At 66.9% G+C, this 15,504-nt stretch carries 17 protein-coding genes, 1 tRNA gene and 1 riboswitch; of the genes, 8 read left to right on the forward strand and 10 right to left on the reverse strand.

All coding sequences use genetic code 11. The features are described 5' to 3' along the window. Positions 1-82 precede the first annotated feature (82 nt). Positions 83-1,144, forward strand: a complete 1,062-nt coding sequence (locus tag BKA04_RS03995) for a Glu/Leu/Phe/Val dehydrogenase family protein (RefSeq protein ID WP_104095251.1) — start codon at positions 83-85, stop codon at positions 1,142-1,144. Between the two features lie 9 nt (positions 1,145-1,153). Here the strand turns inward: BKA04_RS03995 and BKA04_RS04000 are convergent, their stop codons facing one another. Next, positions 1,154-2,140, reverse strand: a complete 987-nt coding sequence (locus BKA04_RS04000) for a TerC family protein (RefSeq protein WP_104095252.1) — start codon at positions 2,138-2,140, stop codon at positions 1,154-1,156. A gap of 244 nt (positions 2,141-2,384) precedes the next feature. On the opposite strand from BKA04_RS04000, the gene BKA04_RS04005 reads away from it, so the two are divergent. Beyond that, positions 2,385-2,984 (forward strand): dihydrofolate reductase family protein, encoded by a 600-nt coding sequence (locus tag BKA04_RS04005; RefSeq protein WP_104095253.1) that lies wholly within the window; start codon positions 2,385-2,387, stop codon positions 2,982-2,984. Between the two features lie 27 nt (positions 2,985-3,011). On the opposite strand, the gene BKA04_RS04010 is transcribed toward BKA04_RS04005, so the two are convergent. Then, positions 3,012-3,084 (reverse strand) — tRNA-Glu (locus BKA04_RS04010). Positions 3,085-3,164: 80 nt separating this feature from the next. Between BKA04_RS04010 and BKA04_RS04015 the strand changes: the two genes are divergently transcribed. Then, on the forward strand, positions 3,165-3,671 hold the full coding sequence (locus BKA04_RS04015; RefSeq protein WP_104095254.1) for a hypothetical protein: 507 nt from the start codon (positions 3,165-3,167) through the stop codon (positions 3,669-3,671). On the opposite strand, the gene BKA04_RS04020 is transcribed toward BKA04_RS04015, so the two are convergent. Genes BKA04_RS04020 through BKA04_RS04030 form a run of 3 tightly spaced genes read right to left on the reverse strand, consistent with a single transcriptional unit; the run spans position 3,616 to position 6,989 of the window. After that, positions 3,616-4,563, reverse strand: a complete 948-nt coding sequence (locus tag BKA04_RS04020) for a diacylglycerol kinase (RefSeq protein WP_104095255.1) — start codon at positions 4,561-4,563, stop codon at positions 3,616-3,618. The two genes, BKA04_RS04015 and BKA04_RS04020, sit on opposite strands and share 56 nt — an antisense overlap. 54 nt (positions 4,564-4,617) lie before the next feature. Beyond that, positions 4,618-6,705, reverse strand: a complete 2,088-nt coding sequence (locus BKA04_RS04025) for a copper-translocating P-type ATPase (RefSeq protein ID WP_333473428.1) — start codon at positions 6,703-6,705, stop codon at positions 4,618-4,620. Positions 6,706-6,707: 2 nt separating this feature from the next. Beyond that, a complete protein-coding gene (locus BKA04_RS04030; RefSeq protein WP_104095257.1) occupies positions 6,708-6,989 on the reverse strand; it encodes a metal-sensitive transcriptional regulator in 282 nt (93 codons plus the stop codon). Between the two features lie 57 nt (positions 6,990-7,046). On the opposite strand from BKA04_RS04030, the gene BKA04_RS04035 reads away from it, so the two are divergent. Further along, complete coding sequence (locus tag BKA04_RS04035) at positions 7,047-7,685, forward strand: MBL fold metallo-hydrolase (RefSeq protein WP_104095258.1); 639 nt, start codon at positions 7,047-7,049, stop codon at positions 7,683-7,685. Between the two features lie 7 nt (positions 7,686-7,692). Continuing rightward, a complete protein-coding gene (locus tag BKA04_RS04040; RefSeq protein WP_104095259.1) occupies positions 7,693-8,568 on the forward strand; it encodes an aminoglycoside phosphotransferase family protein in 876 nt (291 codons plus the stop codon). Between the two features lie 111 nt (positions 8,569-8,679). Here BKA04_RS04040 and BKA04_RS04045 read toward each other — a convergent pair whose 3' ends face one another. Next, positions 8,680-9,453 (reverse strand): hypothetical protein, encoded by a 774-nt coding sequence (locus BKA04_RS04045; protein WP_104095260.1) that lies wholly within the window; start codon positions 9,451-9,453, stop codon positions 8,680-8,682. Between the two features lie 153 nt (positions 9,454-9,606). Between BKA04_RS04045 and BKA04_RS04050 the strand changes: the two genes are divergently transcribed. Further along, positions 9,607-11,613 (forward strand): GmrSD restriction endonuclease domain-containing protein, encoded by a 2,007-nt coding sequence (locus BKA04_RS04050; protein WP_104095261.1) that lies wholly within the window; start codon positions 9,607-9,609, stop codon positions 11,611-11,613. Positions 11,614-11,637: 24 nt separating this feature from the next. On the opposite strand, the gene BKA04_RS04055 is transcribed toward BKA04_RS04050, so the two are convergent. Genes BKA04_RS04055 through BKA04_RS04065 form a run of 3 tightly spaced genes read right to left on the reverse strand, consistent with a single transcriptional unit; the run spans position 11,638 to position 12,916 of the window. After that, positions 11,638-11,943: a hypothetical protein gene (locus tag BKA04_RS04055; RefSeq protein WP_198413290.1), complete on the reverse strand. Its 306-nt coding sequence runs from the start codon at positions 11,941-11,943 to the stop codon at positions 11,638-11,640. Next, positions 11,940-12,674, reverse strand: coding sequence for an RNA polymerase sigma factor (locus BKA04_RS04060; RefSeq protein ID WP_174719812.1), 735 nt, complete (start codon positions 12,672-12,674; stop codon positions 11,940-11,942). Before BKA04_RS04060 ends, BKA04_RS04055 begins: the two co-directional genes overlap by 4 nt. Further along, positions 12,671-12,916, reverse strand: coding sequence for a hypothetical protein (locus BKA04_RS04065; RefSeq protein WP_104095262.1), 246 nt, complete (start codon positions 12,914-12,916; stop codon positions 12,671-12,673). Before BKA04_RS04065 ends, BKA04_RS04060 begins: the two co-directional genes overlap by 4 nt. Positions 12,917-13,135: 219 nt before the next feature. Here BKA04_RS04065 and BKA04_RS04070 point away from each other — a divergent pair, with 219 nt between their 5' ends. Next, a complete protein-coding gene (locus tag BKA04_RS04070) occupies positions 13,136-13,834 on the forward strand; it encodes a hypothetical protein (RefSeq protein ID WP_104095263.1) in 699 nt (232 codons plus the stop codon). 83 nt (positions 13,835-13,917) lie between these two features. Here BKA04_RS04070 and BKA04_RS04075 read toward each other — a convergent pair whose 3' ends face one another. Continuing rightward, a complete protein-coding gene (locus tag BKA04_RS04075; protein ID WP_104095264.1) occupies positions 13,918-14,532 on the reverse strand; it encodes a hypothetical protein in 615 nt (204 codons plus the stop codon). A gap of 29 nt (positions 14,533-14,561) precedes the next feature. Further along, positions 14,562-14,678: riboswitch (SAM riboswitch) on the reverse strand. Between the two features lie 54 nt (positions 14,679-14,732). Here BKA04_RS04075 and BKA04_RS04080 point away from each other — a divergent pair. Further along, positions 14,733-15,482 carry an ABC transporter permease gene (locus BKA04_RS04080; RefSeq protein WP_104095265.1) on the forward strand — a complete coding sequence of 250 codons (750 nt, stop codon included), beginning with the start codon at positions 14,733-14,735 and terminating at the stop codon, positions 15,480-15,482. Positions 15,483-15,504 lie beyond the last annotated feature (22 nt).

Consider the following 15,504-nt stretch of genomic DNA (forward strand, 5'->3'; position numbering starts at 1 on the left):
ATGCTGGCTGTAGCCGAGCGAGCCGCATCCGGTTTCGTCGGCCTGTTTCCGTGCCCATAAGGCCAGCACACCGGAGTGACCCATGCCCACGACAGCCGTTCAGCTCGAATCGATTCCCTTCGACCACGAGAGGGTGGTGATGGTCACCGGTTCTCGAAGCCGTCTGCCCATCATCGTTGCGGTGCACTCCACGGTGCTCGGCCAGGCTCTCGGCGGCGCCCGCCTGTGGGCATACCCGCACTGGACGGATGCGCTCGCAGACGCCCTGCGCCTCTCCGAGGGGATGACGCTCAAGAATGCGGCGGCCGGGCTGAACCGAGGAGGCGGCAAGTCGGTCATCTGCCTGCCGATGCGAGCCGCGCTCACCGACGAGCAGAAGCGCGATGCGATGCTCGACCTCGGCGACGTCGTCGAGAGCCTCGGAGGCGCCTATATGACGGCCGAGGACGTCGGCTCGAGCGCTGAACTCATGGCGATCGTCTCCGAGCGCACGAAGCACGTCTGCGGCCTCCCGGCGGAGCAGGGCGGAGTCGGCGAGCCCGCGGATGCGACCTCGGAGGGGGTGCACTCGAGCATTCTCGCGACCCTCGACGCACTGTTCGGCAGCAAGGACGTCTCAGGTCGTCGTATCGTCATCTCCGGCCTCGGCCAGGTCGGCGGCCGCCTCGCCAGGCGCCTCGCCGCGGAGGGAGCCGCCCTCACCGTGACGGATGTGAACCTCGGGAAGAAGGAACTCGCCGATTCGCTGGGCGCCACCTGGGTCGACGCTGCGGATGCCCTCACCGTCGAGGCGGACCTCTTCGTGCCGTGCGGCCTCGGCGGTGTGCTCACCTCCCAGGCCATCGCGGACCTGCGCGTCAAGGGCGTCGTCGGTGCGGCGAACAACCAGCTCGCGAGCCACGACGGTGCGGCGGAGCTCGCAGCCCGCGGCATCCTCTGGGCTCCTGACTTCGTCGTCAATGGCGGCGGTGTCATCTACCTCGACATGGCCATGCGGCCGGGGGCGGATGCCGCGGCGATCGCCGCGCGCGTGACCGAGATCGGCGACGTGGTCGCCACGATCTTCCGCGACTCCGCCGCCAAGGGCATCACGACGCTCGCGGCCGCCGAGCAGCTCGCGGCCGCGCGCCTCGACGCAGCCTGATCCGCGGGACTACGCCCCGCGCGCCCGATCGACGCGCAGTTTCACGAGGCTCGCGATCGTCGCGATCGCCATCGCTCCGACGATGACGCCGAGCGACACCCAGGTGCTGATATCCGGAGCCCACTCGATCGGCTTGCCGCCATTGACGAACGGCAACTCGTTCGAATGCAGGGCGTGCAGGACCAGCTTGACCCCGATGAACGCCAGGATGAACGCGATCCCGTAGTGCAGGTAAACGAGGCGATCGATGAGGTCGCCGAGCAGGAAGTAGAGCTGCCGAAGCCCCATGAGCGCGAACACGTTCGCTGCGAACACGAGGAACGCATTCTGCGTGATGCCGAAGATCGCGGGGATCGAGTCGAGCGCGAAGACGAGGTCGGTCGCACCGAGCGCGACGATCACGACAAGAACGGGAGTGAACATCCGCGTGCCGTCCACCGTGGTGCGCAGTTTCCCTTCATCGAACTGGTCGGTGATGGCGACGTGCCTGCGCAGGAACCGGATCATGCGGTTCTCGGTCTGTTCGTCATCCTCATAGCCGGTGAACGCCTGCCGCCACGCCGTGTACAGCAGGAATGCGCCGAAGAGGTAGAAGATCCAGCTGAAGCTCTCGATGAGTTGTGCACCGATGAGGATGAAGATCGCCCGCAGGATGAGGGCGATGAGGATTCCGACCATCAGGATCTCCTGCTGGTACTTCCTCGGCACCTTGAACTGGCCCATGATGAGCAGGAATACGAAGAGGTTGTCGATACTCAGGCTGTACTCGGTGAGCCAGCCTGCCACGAACTGGCCGGCGTGCTCGACATCGCCGAGCCAGACGAGGAGCCCGGCGAACACGAGAGCGAGAGCGACATAGAAGCCGACCCACAGGCTGGATTCGCGCACGCTCGGGATGTGCGGTCGCCGGTAGGCGATCACCAGATCGGCGATGATGATGACGCTCAGAACGATGAGCGCGCCGAGTTCGAACCACATGGGGATGACTGGATCCACGGGATTTCCGATCGTGAAGGGGTCGGGACAGGTTCGAAAGTCTCTCCCGTGCCGTTCGCGCACGACACCACCGCATCCGGGTCAGCGTCATTGCCGGCCGTCTTGACGATTGCGGCGAATCGGGATACTCCCCTTCGCTCCCGCCATGCTATCGGATGGAGTGGGTTTCACCCGCACTGGGCACTGTCGGCCGAAAGGTCGATAATCGTCGAATCAGTTCACGGTCTCGGTGAGGAGTCACATCATGAGCACGGTCTACAGCGACATCGCGATATCCGCGGACGGGTACGCGGCGGGACCCCATCAGAGTGAGGATGCGCCGCTCGGCGAGTTCCCGGAGAACTGGCTGCACGGGTGGATGTTCGACGCCTACGAGGAGAACAAGGCCGAGGTGGATGCGATCGTCGACTCCGGTGCGACCATCATGGGACGCAACATGTTCGGCCCAGTGCGGGGGGAGTGGGACCGCGACTGGCGCGGCTGGTGGGGCGATGACCCGCCGTACCACGGGCCCGTCTTCGTCCTCACCCATTTCGCGCACGACCCCATCGAGATGGAGGGTGGCACGACATTCCATTTCGTCACCGACGGCATCCATGCTGCCTTCGAACGGGCACGCGCGGCTGCGGGCGACCGGAACATCTCGATCGCGGGCGGAGCGTCGACGGTCAACCAGTACCTCGCGGCGGGGCTGCTCGAGGAGCTGCGCCTCCACATCACGCCGTGCATCCTCGGCGCAGGCGAGCGAGTGTTCGACGGCGTGCCGATGCAGGCGCTTGAGCGTGTCTCGGTGCGCGCGACGTCGCTCGTCACGCACGTGACCTATCGGCCGGTGCGGGCCTGACGGTCGGAGACAACGCTGTCTTTACTGTGACCCCAACCGGATTCGAACCGGTGTTACCGCCGTGAGAGGGCGGCGTACTAGGCCACTATACGATGGGGCCGTAGTGGACGGACTCATAGAGTATGCCATAGAGGTGCGGGCCGACAAAAATGGTTCGCGGCGAGCAGACAAGGAACGTGCATGGGCAAGCGGTTGTTCGGGGTCGTGTCGGTCATGAGCATCGCGCTTCTGTTGAGCGGATGCTCTCTCTTCAATCCTGGTCCCGCCCGGGACAGTGCCGGTCGCGTCACGGAGAGTGCCACGATCTCGGCTCGCGACCTGACCGAGGGCGATTGCTTCACCTTCAACTCCGCAGACGGCGGGATCGTCGACCAGGTGACGGTCATGCCGTGCACCCTCGAACACGATTACATCTCGATCGGACAGGGAACGCTCACGACAGCTGAGGTGGCGAGCGCCGGTTCCCTGCAAAACGCCGTCTCCGCCGCCTGCGCCCCCATCTTCGACACGTTCAAGGCCGCGGTGAAGGCGACGGCGAAGCCCAAGCAGCAGTTCCTCGTCTTCCCGGAGTCGGACAAGGCAGACTCCGATCAGCTCTACTCCTGCATCTCGACGGACCCCGACCAAACCGCTACGGCGTCGGCACCCGTAGAGCCGTCGCCGTCGGAGACGACGCCAGCACCCTGAGCGAACCCGGCACCACCTCGACCTCTATCGGCAGCGCGGAGACCCGCTCGCCATCGGCGTAGGCGACGATCCCGTCCGCATCGATCCGGATGCGGCGCGCCCGGCTGATCGACACCCTCGCGTCGGTCACGTGGGTGCCCTTGAACACGCGCGGGAAGATCCGAAGGAACGCGGTGCGCGAAAGCGGCTGGACCACCAGCACGTCCAGGAGACCGTCGTCGACCTGCGCATCCGGGGTCACGAGCATGCCACCCCCGAGCGACGTATTGTTGGCGACCGCGACGAGCACGGCATCCGTCTCGCTCGCGACACCGTCGAGCTCCAGCCGGTAGCGAATGGGCTTCAGCATCGCGAGCTCGCGCAGGAGCGCGAGGTTGTAGCGTTGACGGCCGCGCGGCCAGCGCATGAGGTTCGCGCGCTCGTTGACGATCGCGTCGAATCCGGCGGAGAGGACGCAGGCGTACCAGCTCGTCGAGCCGTCGCCGTGGGTGACCCGGCCGGCATCGATCGTGCGCGGCGGCCGGCCGAGCGCGGCGAGCAGTGCATCGATGGCGCCCTCCGTGTTGCCGACCGGGATTCGTAAGCCGCGCGACATGTCATTGCCCGTCCCGGAGGGGACGATGCCGAGCGGGATGCCGGTGCCCGCGACCAGGTTGACCCCGAGATTGACCATCCCGTCTCCGCCGACGACGACCAGGGCATCCGGTTTCTTCGCGAGCGCGGCGGCCGCAGCGGCGCGCAACTGCTCGAAGTCCGGCTCGGTGAGGCTCGTCACATCGTGCCCGGCCGCGCGCAGCGTGTGGACGACCGCGGGACCGACCGCGCGACTCCTGCCGAACGAGGCCTGCGGATTGATGGCGACGACGATGCGCCTGCCTCGGGTCGTCGTCATCCCCCGATTATGGCGGGTTCGCCTCCCCGGTGGTGAACGAAGATCGGTCTCGGTTCAGCGCAGACGCAGCCGGCGCAGCAGTTGCGCGTTGAGGGCGACGACGATCGTCGACACCGACATGAGCACGGCACCCACCGCGGGCGATAACAGGATGCCCGCCCCGGCGAGCACGCCGGCCGCAAGGGGGATCGCGACGACGTTGTATCCGGTCGCCCAGAACAGGTTCTGCTCCATCTTCCGGTAGGTCGCCCTCGAGAGCATGAGTGCCTTCGCGACGCCGCGCGGGTCGCTCGAGGCGAGCACGATCCCCGCCGACTCGATCGCGACATCCGTGCCAGCGCCGATCGCGATGCCGATGTCGGCCTGGGCGAGCGCCGGCGCATCGTTCACGCCGTCCCCGACCATGGCCACGACGGTGCCTCCTGCCTGCAGATTCCTCACGACCTCCGCCTTCTGCCCTGGGAGCACCTCGGCGAAGACCTCCTCGATGCCGAGCTGCGCCGCAACCGAGTTGCCCACCTCACGTGAATCACCGGTCAGCATGGCCACCCGGATGCCGCGCTTGCGCAACGCGGACACCGCCTCGGCCGATTCCTCCCGCACGACGTCGGCGAGCGCGATCATGCCGAGCACGTCGTCGCCGTCCACGACGTAGACGATCGACTTCCCGGCATCCGCGGCCTCCCCCGAAGCATGCACGAGGGACGCAGCCAGGAGCAGCCCTCGCTCGTTGACGACGCGGCGGCTCGCCACCGTGACGGTGCGCCCCGCGACCAGTGCCTGCGCGCCTCGCCCTGCGAGCCCCTCGAACTTCGTGGCGCGCTCGATCTTGAGCTTCCTGGACTTCGCCTCCGCGACGATCGCACGACCGATCGGGTGCTCGGCCTTCGTCTCGACGGCCGCGGCGAGGGCGAGCATGCGGTTGGCCGCGTCGGGGTCGGCGGACTTGCCGTCCCCGTCGGCCGCGACCGCGACATCCGTGACGCCCTGCTCCCCGCGGGTGAGCGTCCCGGTCTTGTCGAAGAGCACGACGTCGACTCGGCGGGCCTCTTCGAGCGCGCGGCGATTGCGCACGAGCAGGCCGTTCTTCGCACCGATCGCCGTAGAGATCTGGGCGACGAGGGGGATCGCGAGCCCCAGTGCGTGAGGGCACGCGATGATGAGCACGGTGACGACCCGCTCGAGCACGAAGCCGGGGTCGTCCGCGCGCAGCAGCATCCACGCCACGAGGGTGATGAGCGCGGCAGCGATCGCGATGTAGAAGAGCCAGGCCGCCGCGCGATCGGCGAGCACCTGCACGCCGGACTTGCTCGCCTGGGCGTCCGCGACCATCCGCATGACACCCGCGAGCGCCGTGTCGTCGCCGACCTTGTCGACGCGCACCGTGAGTGAACCGGTGCCGTTGATGCTGCCGGCGACGACGGATGCCCCTTCCGCCTTCTCCACGGCGGTCGACTCCCCGGTGAGGAGGGCTTCGTCCACGTCGGATTCGCCGTCGACGACGACGCCGTCGACGGGGATGCGCGCACCCGGCCTCACGACCACGTGGTCGCCGAGGGACAGGCTCGAGACCGCCACGGTCATGACGTGGTCGCCGTGCACGAGGTCCGCCTCGTCCGGGATGAGCTTCGCGAGCTCACCGAGCGCGTCCTGAGCGCCCATGACGGCGGACATCTCGATCCAGTGACCGAGGAGCATGATCGTGATGAGGGTGGCGAGCTCCCACCAGAAGTCCATTCCGGCCAGCCCGAGGGTCACCGCGAGGGAGTAGCCGAGGGCGACGACGATCGCGAGCGAGATGAGCGTCATCATGCCCGGTTGGCGCACCCGGAGCTCCGCGATGGCTCCGGCGATGAACACCCATCCGCCGTAGACGAAGATGGCCAGGCCGAACACCGCGGGAATGTACTGGCTGCCGGGGAACCGGGGGCCGGTGAGACCCAGGATGTCCTGGAGGCCGTGCGAGAACACGAGCGTCGGAATCGTGAGGACGAGGCTCAGCCAGAACTTGCGGCGGAACTGCGTGGGGTCGTGATGGCTGTGGTCGCCATGGCCGCTGTGGTCGTGGTGGTCATGACTTGAATGATCGTGATGGGTCTCGGCAGGCTCGACCGGAGAATCCGTGTGGTGGTGCTCGTGCACGCTCACTCCCCCCTCACATTCGCCAGCTCGTAGACTTTGAGAAGTTCGTCCACCGCATGCTCCCTGCTGTCGCCGCCTTCGGCGAACATGTCGCTCACGTGCGTGCGCAGGTGGTTCTCCACGAGCAGCTTATTGAGGCTTCGGAGCCCCTTCTGGATGGCGAGGGACTGCGTGATGATGTCCATGCAGTAGTCCTCGTTGTCGATCATCTTCTCGAGGCCGCGCATCTGGCCTTCGAGAATCCTGGCGCGGTGCAGTGCACGCTTCTTCAAATCTGAGATCATGCCGCCACTATACCCCCTAGGGGTATCAATTGCGCGCGCCCGCAATAAGATTCCCCCATGAAGGTCACCAAACAGGAACACTCCTGCCTCATCATCGAGAGCGCGGGCAAGACGCTCATCGTCGACCCAGGGTCGTTCACGACGCTGCTCGTCGGCATGAGTGACGTCGTCGCGATCGTCATCACCCACGAGCACCAGGACCACTGGACCGCTGACCAGCTCGAGCGCATCCTCGACCGCAACCCGGATGCACGCATCTTCGGCCCCGCCGGCGTCGCGGCTGCGGCATCCGGTTTCGCGGTGGATGTCGTGAAGGGTGGTGACACGGTCCAGATCGAACCGTTCACCCTCCGGTTCTTCGGCGGACGGCACGCCGTCATCCACTCGTCGATCCCCGTCGTCGACAACGTCGGAGTGCTGATCGATGACGAGCTCTACTACGCCGGCGACTCGTTCACGATCCCGGAGGGCGTCGAGGTCCCGACTCTCGCGGTGCCCGCCGGAGCACCCTGGCTGAAGATCGGCGAGGTCATGGACTATGTGACGGCCGTGGCACCCAGGCGCAGTTTCCCGGTGCACGAGATGGTGCTGTCGGTCGCGGGAAAGGCCATGTCCAACGCGCGCATCCAGGCCGCGACCGAGGTCGGCGGCGGCGAGTTCTTCCCACTCGAACCCGGCGAGTCGATCGACCTGTAACCGCGCCGTGGACGCGGAAACCGACATCGATGTCTCGCTGGTCCGGCGGCTGGTATCCGCCCAGCATCCTGACCTGTTGGGCACCATAAGGTTCTTCGACAACGGCTGGGACAACGCGCTCTTCCGACTCGGCGACACGCTTCTCGTGCGCTTGCCCCGGCGTGAGGCGGCGGCAGAACTCGCCATGCATGAGCAGCGCTGGCTTCCCGAGATCGCTCAACGACTCGATGTCGCCGTGCCGGTACCGAAACGCGTGGGACATCCGGATATCGGATTCCCCTGGCACTGGAGCATCGTGCCCTGGTTCGACGGGACGACGGCCGCGAGCGCGAGCCGCAGCGATCTCGGACGTCTGGCCTCTGACCTCGCCCGCTTCGTCGGCCAACTGCACACGCCGGCACCCACTGACGCCCCGATCAGTCCGGTGCGAGGCGTTCCCCTGTCTCGACGAGATGAGTCGATGCAGGCACGGTTCGATCGCGGGAGTCTCCCCCGATCCGCGGAGCTCGCCGCGTTGTGGTCGCGCCTGGTCGCCACTCCCGCGTGGTCCGGGCCGCCGCTCTGGCTGCACGGTGACCTGCACCCCATGAATCTGGTGCTCGACACCACGGGACGCCTGAGCGCCGTCATCGACTTCGGGGACGTCTGCGGCGGGGATCCCGCGACGGACCTCGCCGTCGCCTGGTTGGCGTTCGACCCGGCGGAACGACTCGCCTTTCGAGCCCTGGTCGACACGGATGCCGGATACGACGAGCACACATGGCAGCGCGCCAGAGGCTGGGCGCTCGTGCTCGCGTCGGCAATCCTGCACGGGTCCGCCCATGATTCACCCATGATTGCGTTCGCGAACCATGCGCTCGCCCAGGTGCTTCTCGAGGAGTGAGACGCGAGTCCGCGTGAAGGCACCCGCGAGTTCGCCAGCCGGAGCCCTGGACGGTCGAGTAGACGGAAGGCCCGGTCGGACGACCGGGCCTTCCGATGGCTCAAACGAGGATCAGGCCTCGCTCATCGCGGTGACCTCGGCCTTGCCCTTGGCGGCGTAGTAGGCGGCACGCTCGGCGATCCGGCGCGCCTGCTCGGCCTGTCCGGCATCCAGGATGTCCTGCGAGACCTCGACGTTCGGAACGCGGGCCTTGCCGTTGTACTTCGCGATGTAGGCATCCAGCTCGGGGCCGGACTCCCACGAGGTGATGAGGCAGTAGCGAGCCGTCTCACTGTTGTGAGTCGTGGCATGCCAGAGGCGCTGCGTGTCGACGATCAGCTGGGCGCCGGCCGGGAGCGCGATGCGGTGCTCGATGCTCGGGTCGGTGCGGTTCTCGCGGAGAACGAAATAGCTCTCCTTGTCGTCGGTGAGGTTGAAGAAGCCGCGCACGACCCAGCCGGTGCCATCCGGGTTGAGGCGGTTGTTGTCGTCCTGGTGGAGGTTGTAGAGGCAGTCGGCGTAGTCGGTGGGCTGCAGCTCGATGACGCGACAGCGGCCGACGTTGGCGCCCGGCTCCTGTGCGCGACGGGTCAGGTTCGGGGCCTTCTCGACCTGGGACGGGATCCAGACGCCGTCCTTGTCGGTGCGCGGGTTCTGCCCGTGCCAGAAGCCATTGCACTCGATCTCGCCCTCTTTGGAGGCCAGCGGCGCGAAGCGCGTCTCGCCCGACGACTTCCAGTCGACGAACTCGATGTCGAGCCATTCCTTCGGGTCGAGCTCCTGGTTGTAGCGGTCGAGAACCACATAGCCGGTCTCTTCGAGCGCGGCGGATTTGATGTAACCCATGAGGTGGATTGGTACCTTTCTTCGGGGCCAGCACGTTTTAACAAGCCCAACTTAGGTAAGCCTAACATCGGGTAGGCTGCGTACTGGCTGGCATTGTGCGGAGAGCCCGGGTCCAGCAATACCGCTGAACCCCTCAAGGAGCAGACCTCGAAGATGGTCACCGCCACCAACGTCGACGCCACGGCAGTCAGCACCATCGGCTGGCTTTCGACCTCCGAGGCCACGATCGTCGTCCCGGTGTACCAGCGGCAGTACCGCTGGGATATCGGCGGATGCGAGCGGCTGCTCGCCGACATCCGCGCCGTCTCGGATGCCGGCCCCGGCCACCGGCACTTCCTCGGTTCGATCCTGTCCTCGGCGAACGCCGGCGATGGATCCGGCGAGCTCGTGCTCATCGACGGGCAACAGCGCATCACGACGCTCATGCTGCTCATCGCCGCCCTGCACCACACGGTCAAGGACGACGATCCCGGGCTGGCGGCCGAACTGTCGGCCGTGCTCGTGCACGCCGATGACCCGACACGGACCCGCCTGCGCCCGCACCGCGCCTGGGCCGAGATCTTCGACAGTGTCGTGCTCGATCGCCGACTCTCCGAGCACGATGCCCGCGACTCGAGGTTCGACGACAATTACGCCTTCTTCCGCAGCCAGGTGCGCGGTCAGGAGGTGCCGAGGATCTGGCGTGGCCTGCAGAAGCTCGAGCACGTGGCGATCTCGCTCGGCACCGATGCGAACGCCCAGCAGATCTTCGAGAGCCTCAACTCGACGGGAGCGCCGCTGCGCGATCACGAGCTCATCCACAACTACCTGCTCATGGGCCTCTCGCACGAGGAGCAGCTCGAGATCGAGGACTCCTTCTGGGTGCCCATCGAGCAGAACACCGGCGAGTCGATCGGCAGCTTCTGGCGCCATTACCTCGTCATGACGACCGGGCGCGAGGTCGCTGTCGCCGGCGAACGCGGGGTGTACGACGCCTTCCGACAGCGGTTCCCGAGGCTGGGCCTCGGAACGCTGCGCCAGCACGCGGCCGAGTGGCGGGAGTTCTCGGAGATCTACCGCATCCTGCTGGACCCATCGCTCGAGCAGGATGCCGAGATCGGCCGCCAGCTCGCCTGGGTCAACGCCTTCGGCCGTGGGATGTACCCACTCGTCCTCCGCGCGTACCACGACCACGCGCGCGGGGTCATCGAGAAGGCGGCCCTCGTCGAGACGCTCGAGCAGGTCCAGTCGCTGCTCCTGCGCCGGGCCGTCGTCGGCGTGAGCACCGATCGGCTCGTGGCACGGATGTGCCGCGCACGCGAAGCCGGAGCAGAGAGTCTCGAACGCGCGATCGCCCGCATCACCCCCTCCGACGAGCGCGTGCGCGTCGCCCTCAAGTACGCGGAGCTTCCCTACCCCGGATACGTGCTCGGGCGGCTCGCCGGGGTCGACAGCATCGATGTCGAGGTCGACCACATCGTGCCGCTGGCCCCCTCCGACACGTGGAGCGGCGACGGCGTGCGGGAGTGGGCGGACTACAGCGAGGACGAGCAGAACAGTCACCGCGCCCTCGCCCCGACCCTCGGCAACCTCGCCCTGCTGGAGGAGCCGCTTCTCGAGCGCGCGCTGGGGGCATCCTTCCCGGTGAAGCGGGACCGGTTCTACGCCTCGAGCGCGATCCCGGCGACGCGGTCTCTCGCCGAGGTGTCGGCCTGGAGCACTGCGGCGATCGCCGAGCGTTCGGCCCAGGTGACCGAGCAGTTCCTCACTCTCTGGAAGCGGCCGGGCGCGCTCGAGATCGATGACGACGGGCTCACGCCCATCCTCGACGCCCACTCACGGCGCGGCTGGCCGCATGGCTGGCAGCGCGAGTTCGACTACGTGGAGTACCGCGGGGAGCACTGGGAGGTGCACGACGTCAAGCACCTGTTCCACCGGGTGTTCCTGCGGCTCTGGGCGGATGCGCGGGCGGATGTCGTGCGGTTCAGCGATCGCCGCGGCGGCCCGCTCTTCGAATCGCAGGCCTGGAACGGCGAGTGGGAAGCGTTCGATGACACCCACCACCTCTACCTCGGCTGGGACTCGCGCTACATGATGACCGCGGTGCAGGGCGTGCTCGAGGAGGCCGGCCTCGCCGCCGAGGTCTTCATCAAGTACTCCTACATCGGCGACGCGATGTAGCGGTCGGCTGCCGGAGTGCGCGGCCTAGCCACGTACCAGTTGCTGGAGCTGCGCGCTCACCGCGTCGGGGTTCATGCCGTACTCCGGCGCAACGATCTCGGCCAGCGACAGTGCCTCCTCGCAGCATGCCTGGCATCCGCGGAGATGCACCCGGAACGCCTCAGAGAGGGTGCTCGTCTCGGCGAGGAAGGCCTCGATCATCTCATCCGCCTGGTCGAAGCAGTCATCGCACGACAGATACGGGTCGGTGTCCAGCACGAGTTCTGTGATAGCCGCGTCGCTCAGGGGTGGCGTGGTACTCGCGTCGGGATGGTGTTGTTCTTGCGTCATCGTGTCTCCCAGACCGGTGTGGTGTGATTCTCCGTGCGCGAATCGGTGTCGACGAGGCCGCGTGCTTCAAGGTAGAGGCGCAGCTTCTTCCGCGATTCATGCACAGTCTTGTAGAGCGCCCCGCGACTCGTTCCCAAACGCTCAGCCAGCACATCGATGGGGACCTCGTCGATCAGCAGTGCGGTGGCGATGCGGCGCTGATGCTGCGTGAGCGCCTCGGCGAGGCCGCGCCGCACGGCCTGGTGCAGGTCGTTCACTTCGGCGGTCGCCTCTGGTGCGTTGTCGACCGGATTCGGGATGTCGAAGGAGTCGTCCAGCTGGATCTCACGGTCGCGCCACACCAGTCGCCGCATTTCGACCTTCGCGTGCAGGACCCCGAATTTGAACGCCCACGTCGTGAAACGGCTTCGCCCCTCGAACGTATCGAGCCGGGAGAGAACCACCAGGGTCGCCTCGTTCGCGGCAGAGTGCACGACTTCATCGACCCTGGCAGCGCCGATCCGGTCCGCACCGTGCATGCGATGCACCTGGTGCCCGGCAGCCTTCAGCATCAACTCCCGGAGGCTCAGGATGGCGTCGTCCCGTACTCGGCCGGTGGTCGTGAGTCGTCGCATCCATTCGTCATTGCTGATCGATGCGCCGCGCGGTTGTTGCGACGGCCGATCGTCGTCGGCTGCGCGAAGGACCCCGTCGCACTCGTCGTCGACAGGCAGGGCAAGGGTCTCGTTCATGACCTGGCCCCTCTCTCCGTGCGGTGATTCTCAGAGTACTGAGTCGCAACGCACGCCCGGGCCTCGGCATCCTCGATGAGCGCGTGAATGTCGAAGACGGGGTCCTTCGCGTACCGGCCCGCCGTGATCTCGTCGAACCGCGCGCGAAGGAGTTCGTCGCGCCGGAAGCGGATCTCCTGCCCGGTCAGGATCCCTGGAGCGGCCTTCGGGATGCCGAAGTGGCGGGCGGGCGAACTGGTCATACTTCGTGAGTGTCCGCGCGGATGCCGTTCCTTACCGTTCTCCCCCAAAAAAACTTTCGAGCGGTGAATTCTTCGCATTTCGGTAAGACTCCGGCAGCGGGTCGGCACTCATGGGGCAGACGGTTCGACACGGCCACGAAACGGGCCTCCCGATCCACACGAACCGGGAGTCGCGATCGACCGCACGGCACACCGCCGTAACCCAGGAGGAGAAATCTCATGTTGACGTCACGTACTCGCCTATCGGCCATCGCACTCGCGGGGGCCCTCATCCTCAGCGGCGGACTGCTGACCGCCTGCTCCCCATCCGGCCCGGGCTCAGGTCCCGCGCCCATCATGCAGGACCACTCAGCGATGCACATGGAGTCGCCGGCGAGCCAGAGCGCGCAGTCCGCGCTGTACGGCGAGATGCGCGAGTTGTGGGCCGATCACATGCAGTGGACCTACGCGACCGTGAAGGACTTCTTCCACAATCAGGAAGCGCTGCCCGACACTCTCAACCGGCTCCTGCAGAATCAGGTCTTCCTGGGGGACGCGATCGGCACGTACTACGGTGACGACGCCGGACACGCCCTCACCAAGCTCCTGACCGAGCACATCCAGCTCGCCGTGCCGGTCCTGACCGCCGCCAAGGCGGGCGACGACGCGGGCCTGAAGGCCGGGCTCGACGACTGGTACGCCAACGCCCAGGCCATCGCCGACTTCCTCACGGCAGCGAACCCCCAGTCGTGGCCGGCAGGAACCACGAGCGAGATGATGAAGGCCCACATCGACACGACGGTGGCCTACTCGGTCGACCTGCTCACAGGCGATTACAAGAAGTCGATCGCGGACTACGACATCGCCTTCCACCACATGATGGACATGGCGGATGCCCTTTCCGCGGGCATCGTCGCCCAGTTCCCGGACCGGTTCTAGGGAGCCGTCTCCGTGAGGCTGGGTCGGTAGCACTCACTACCGGTCCGGCCTGCTGTCACGCCGGCATCAGCACCAGCTCCGGGTCACCCGCGATCGAACTGTATGTCCGCCGCACTGAAGGTCGAGGACCCGAGCATCTCCCGCGCTGCACGGTAGTGCGACGGGGTCACGCCGGAGGCTTCCAACTGTCGCGCGCGATCGGCGTAGCCGAACCCGTTCGGGATGCCGCCGGCCTCCAGCTCGCGGGTCCTCTGCTCGCGCAGCATCGACCCCGGCGACACGAAGCCCTGCGGCTCGTACTGGTAGAGGTCCCAGCACCAGGAGACCGCGCGTGCTCTGGTGAACCCGACCCAGTCGCCCTCGGTGACGAGTTCATCGGCATCCGGGGCCGCGAAGGCGGATGCCACGGCCTCCCGGCCGCGCTGCTCCCGCTGGCGGGCGGCATCCTGGATCGCGGCCTCGACTTCCGCCTCGGCCCGATCAAGCTCGGCGGCAACCTGCTCCAGGGATTTCGGCACGGTCGGGGCGCCATTCGTCACGGCCGCGAACAGCGACGGCTCGTGCAGACGCAATACCCTGACCCTCGCCTCCTGGCGCCGTCGATCATTGACACTGCCCGCGCCTTCGTCGCCGGCGCTCAGCCCGAGTCGCGCCCACCACTCGCGCTCGACCGGTTCGTAGATCTCTTTCGTGGACATGGGGTTTCCCCTTCTCCGGGGATGACCCCCATCGACACTTGCACCACGAGGTCTCGTGGGCCCGTTCTTCCCCTGGGACACCCGGGAATCGATGGATTCGGGTTGTCGTGCGGCCGGCCAGGTACCTACGGACGCAACTCTGGAACGTGGCATCAGAATAGCCGAGCGCACCGACATCCGCAGTGCGTAGTCTCGATGGCATGCCAGACGTCCCCAACCTGTTACCCACCCTCGTCGGGGTCATCGCTCTCGCCGCTCTGGGCACTGCGGTACTCGCCTGGTGCGGCGTCCCGCACCGCTGGTCACCGCTGCTGGCGATCCTTCGCGGCGTTCTCCAGCTCGCGATCATCAGCGTCATCCTCGCCGGCATCATCACGAACGGCTTCTGGGTGGGAGTCGCGTTGCTCGTCATGTTCGGCATCGCAGCGTTCACCGCCACGCGTCGGATCGGCTGGTCCTGGGAGCATGCGGGCCTCATCGGTTCGGCGATGGCGCTCGGGATCTCGGTGACGCTCGCCATCGTGTTCGCGACCGGTGCCATCGAGTTCTCCGCCCGGTATGCGCTCGCCATCGGCGGCATCGTGATCGGCAACGCGATGAGCATCGCGACGCTCGCCGGGCGAAACACGACCGAGGCGATCATCGACCACTGGGACGATGTCGAGGGGTGGATGGCGATCGGGGCGACTCCGCGCCAGTCCACGCTCCACCTGGCGAGGCATGCCGTCTACAACGCGCTCGTCCCGTCGATCGACCAGACGAAGACGACGGGACTCGTGACGCTGCCCGGAGCCTTTGTCGGCGCGATCTTCGGCGGAGTCTCACCGCTCGAGGCGGGCCGCTTCCAGGTCGTCGTCCTCGCGTCGATCATGGCGGCGGGCGCCATCACCGCCGTCGTCGTGACGGCGTGGCTTGCCCCGGTCAGGATGAAGCCGGTCGCGCTCGCCTGAAGCGAAGGATGCCTACTGCTGA

The sequence above is a fragment of the Terrimesophilobacter mesophilus genome (genome assembly GCF_014200375.1).
In the GTDB taxonomy this organism is placed as follows: domain Bacteria; phylum Actinomycetota; class Actinomycetes; order Actinomycetales; family Microbacteriaceae; genus Terrimesophilobacter; species Terrimesophilobacter mesophilus.